Source organism: Actinomycetota bacterium (genome assembly GCA_036280995.1).
Lineage (GTDB): Bacteria > Actinomycetota > CALGFH01 > CALGFH01 > CALGFH01 > CALGFH01.
Window position 1 is genome coordinate 1 of record DASUPQ010000153.1, and the last position, 2,423, is coordinate 2,423.

General features: G+C 70.6%; 1 protein-coding gene. It reads left to right on the plus strand.

The genetic code is table 11. The annotated features are described in order from the left end of the window. Positions 1 to 210: 210 nt before the first annotated feature. On the plus strand, positions 211 to 2,295 hold the full coding sequence (locus VF468_04800; GenBank protein ID HEX5877633.1) for a transposase: 2,085 nt from the start codon (positions 211 to 213) through the stop codon (positions 2,293 to 2,295). The last annotated feature ends 128 nt before the right edge of the window (positions 2,296 to 2,423 follow it).

Genomic DNA, 2,423 nt, shown 5'->3' on the forward strand with positions numbered 1-2,423 from the left:
GCCTACATGGAGTTCAAGAAGTTGATCAAGAAGGCATTCAGTTCAGTCGGAACGCCGCAAGCGAGATGGCCCTGGACAAGTATGAGTGAGAAGTCCCCGGAGGCGTGGGAGCCAGGCCCAGTCTCAGACCTCCGGAAGTAGATGGTGATTGGCCCTGTGATCAGGCCTGTTGTTCACGCCCGTGTATCGGAAAGCCGATAAGATCAGGGTGTGGTTGAGGACTCGTTCGATGGGATGCCGGAGCCGGCCGGGCTGCGCCTGCACACCGGCGACGGGCTGGTCGTGGTGACCTGCGGACGCTCGGTGCTGTACCGCTACGACGCCGACGACACCGGGATGCGGAACCTGGCGATCGTGGCGTTGACCGACGCCGGCCGGCGGGTCAATGAGGTGGCCGAGGTGTTCGGGCTGAGCGCCACCTACGTGTCGATCCTGCGGGGCCGGGCCCGGGTGGAGGGGTCGGCCGGCGTGGTGCGGCGACGAGGCCGGCCGCCGAAGCTGTCGGATCGGCAGGCCCGGCAGGCGCGGGACTGGTCGGCCGCGGGCTGGACTCAGCAGGAGATCGCCGACCGGCTCGGGGTGGCCCAGTCGGTGATCAGCGAGCTGCTCGCTCGACTCGGCCCGGTCCCGGTGCAGCCCGAGCTGCCCGAGCCGGGCGATTCCGAGCCGGCGGGCGATTCCGAGCCGGCGGGCGCTGATGGTGTCGACGCTGAGCCGGCAGCCGGGGTCGGCGGGCTGGCCCGGATCGGCACCGGGACGTTCTGGTCCCGGTATGCGGGGGCGATGCTGCTGCACGCCTACCTGAACCGGGTCGGCGCCGAGGCCGTCTTCGCCACGCTGACCGGGGCCCCGGCCCGCCGCTTCGACGACCTGGCGGTGCTGGCCGCCGCCACGGTCGGGTTCGCGCTCGGCATCGACACCGTGGAAGGCGCCAAGCATTTGCGCCGCGCCGAGGCCGGGCCCACCGTCGGGCTTGCGGTGATCCCGGAGCTGAAGACGCTGCGGACCCGGCTGTCGGCCCTGGCGGACTCCTCGGATCCGCTGCGGCTGCAGCGCTGCTTCGCCGCCGCGATGCTGGCCGCTGACCCGGCCGGGGATCCGGTGTACTTCGTCGATGATCATTTCGTGCCCTACGCCGGCGCGCGGCCGGTCGCCAAGGGCTGGAACACGAAACGCCGGCATGCCCAGCCCGGCCGAGACGACACCCTGCTGGTCGATGCCCGTGGCCGGGCCGTGGTCTTCGACACCGGGGAGCCGACCGGGCTGGCCTCGACCCTGCCCGGCGTGTTGACCCAGCTACGACAGGTGATCGGTCCGGACGCGCCGATCATGCTCGGCTTCGACCGGGGCGGCGCCTACCCGGCCGTCTTCACCGCCTGCCGCGACGCCGGCGCGGATTGGGTCACCTACCGACGCGCCCCGCTCGCCGAGGCAACCGCCAAACCCAGACGATCATGGACGGTCCGCGACGGCCGACGGATCACCGTCCTGCTGGCCGAGGAGACCGTGCGGCTCAACGGCTACGGCCAGGCCCGCCAACTCACCTTGTTCGAGCACGACACTCCGGTGCTGCAGGTCCTCACCAGCGACACCACCAGCACCGGCGCGGATCTGCTGCGCTGGCTGCGGGCCCGGTGGCGGATCGAGAACATGTTCAAATACGCCGCCGCCCACAACGGGATCGACGCGCTGGCCGACTACGCCATGGACGTCGGCCCCGATGACCGCAAGGTCGCCAACCCGACCCGGGCCACCGCCCGCGCCCGGATCAAGGCCGCCGCGGCCGACCTGGCCGCGGCCGAACGCGCCCTGCCGCAGCTGCTCAACGAGAAGACCACGCCGAAGCAGAAGAACGCCGCGCTGCCCGGCACGCACGCCCGGATCCGCGACGCCCAGACCGCGCTCGATGCGGCAAAGGCTGCGCTGCGCCCGATCCCGGCCAAGGTGCCCGCGACCCAGCTAGACCCGAATGCCGAACGAGCCCGCCCCCAGCTGGCCCGCCGCGGCCTGCAAATGGTCCTCCGGCTTCTCGCGTTCAACGCCGAGGCCTGGCTCGCCGAACATCTCAACGCCTACCTCGCCGACCCGAACGAATACCGCGCCATCACCCGCCACCTGCTGCGCCACGGCGGCCACCTCGACTACACCCCCACCAAGATCACCACCACCCTCGACCGACCCGACACCCCCCGCATCGCCCGAGCCCTGACCCTGCTCACCGAGGAACTGAACACCACACCCCCACGCATGCCCGGCGACCGCCGACCAATCACCTACCGGGTCGAATCGGCCTAAATCTCAACAGTCAGCCCAGCCCCACTTCCGGAGGTCTGAGCCTTGCGGGTCAGCGGTCGCAGCCGCCGTCCTTGTCCGGTCGCGAGTACGCGTTCCGGATGTGGGTGATTCCCTTGTACGCGTAAGGA